Origin of the sequence: Sinorhizobium sp. BJ1 (genome assembly GCF_002531555.1) — a bacterium.
Classification (GTDB): Bacteria; Pseudomonadota; Alphaproteobacteria; order Rhizobiales; family Rhizobiaceae; genus Sinorhizobium; species Sinorhizobium fredii_B.
The window spans coordinates 1-1660 of the sequence record NZ_NWTH01000101.1 but is presented as its reverse complement, the minus strand read 5'-3'; the positions used below and the strand labels follow the sequence as shown (position 1 = coordinate 1660).

The 1660-nt window shown below is 57.4% G+C and carries 1 protein-coding gene; it reads left to right on the top strand.

Features of this window, described 5'->3' with window-relative positions; genetic code table 11:
• The first annotated feature begins 894 nt into the window (after window positions 1-894).
• Window positions 895-1599 (top strand): response regulator transcription factor, encoded by a 705-nt coding sequence (locus tag CO676_RS34215; protein WP_097524305.1) that lies wholly within the window; start codon window positions 895-897, stop codon window positions 1597-1599.
• Window positions 1600-1660 lie beyond the last annotated feature (61 nt).

Here is a 1660-nt window from a genome sequence, read left to right as displayed (position 1 = left end):
ACGCGATGGATCTTTGCGGCCCGGTCGCGTGCTGCGGCGACACAAGGAGTGTCCCGCTTCGTCGCTGTTGCGGGCGTAGCCATTTTTAACATCGATAATCATGAAAGAGGCCGCCATACTTCTCATCCTTCGAAACGGTTAATAAGCGAAACCCTGAGAGCGTGGACGCCGACCCGGAACCAGGATTTTGCGGCGGACTCAATCATGAGCCGACAACCCTGTTGGCTTTGTCGAATCCGCAACTTAGGCTTATCGCGCGGATTGGTTGTCTGCTCCTAGCTAAATTGCTGAAAACAAGTAAAAATTCATTTCCTTTAGCTCGATCAGCCAAATTGGCACGAGTTTTGATACCATCATTGTGACGCGCGAGCTGCCAACTGGCATCCGCAAATTAATAGAACGAAGGAAAGAGGTAGTATGGCAAGTTTGCGTCACATCACATGCTGCTGCAGGGGTATCGGCAAGTCCACTGGCTCTCTAAATACGCTCGAACTTGTCGATCTCGGGCAGAAGTTCCTCATTGTGGGCTGCGACTGCCAAAAGCCGACTCCATCTGCCTAATCTTGAACTCGAAGGAAGATGTTCTCAAGGTTGCTTGTCCGATCGGCGTGCCTGATCGAGAGCATTGGCGACAATATCGAGGTGGTGTCACGCAGAAGGCCAAGGAGCACAAGATGACGATTGTGCCGGGGTTTCGCGATCGCTCCACAACCGTTCGGCCACCAGCATTGCCAACGGCTCGATCCGCCACTGGTCTTCGACGAGACGGAGATAAACTTCGAGCCGGGCCCCCACCATGAAAACGTCGTCGGCGAAAACAACATCGGCGACAACGTTTCGGCCGGCCTACTCAACCGAGGCGACCGAGGCCGATTTGGTTCTGGGGGCGCGCTGATGAAGCCACTGGTCCTGATTTGTTCGCAAGATGCGGAGTTCTATCTGTTCCTCAGCCACATTCTGGGGGTGGACGGCTTCACGAGCGAGCCGGCAGGCGACGTAAAGGAGGCACTTGCATTGACCGATGAACGGGAGTTCCAGGCGGTAGTGCTAGATTGCGGGCCAGCAAGCGCGACAGGCTCAATAATCTGCGGGCGGCTGAAGGGGGAGCCCCGAACCGCCGGCCTGCCCGTTATCGCCCTGATCGCGCCCGGCGCCGAGAACCAGCACCTCGACCTCTTGAAGGCAGGCATTGACGAGAGCTTTGTGCGGCCGGTCGCGCCGGCCAAGCTGCTTGACTTTCTGCGGGCGAAACTGGCGCTGCCGAAGCGGGATTCGAACGGGGTCGAAAACGGCAGCTGGCTCTGCTGCGGCAGTCTTGAGATGAAGTTCGATGCCCACAGAGTTCGCGGTAATGGCCACGACATCCATCTCGGACCGATCGAGTTCAACCTGCTACGGCATTTGCTTGAGGCTCCGGGCAAGGTCTTCACCCGAGACGAACTGATTGGCGCGGCCTGGCCGGACAATATCCATATCGGTGCACGCACCGTCGACGTCCATATCAGCCGGATCAGAAAGGCGTTGAAGACGGCCTCGCCCGGCAGTGTCATTCGTACCGTCAGGTCGGCTGGCTACTCACTTGAGAAGCCGGACGACTGAATAGCGAACGGGTGCGGTCTTCTGCTCAAGGCAAGTCCTGCGGCTTCGAGGACCCGCCACA

What these genes read in the sequence shown, in the direction of transcription:
- CO676_RS34215 (WP_097524305.1), top strand. Translation starts at nt 895, where the DNA reads ATGAAGCCACTGGTCCTGATTTGTTCGCAAGATGCGGAGTTCTATCTG.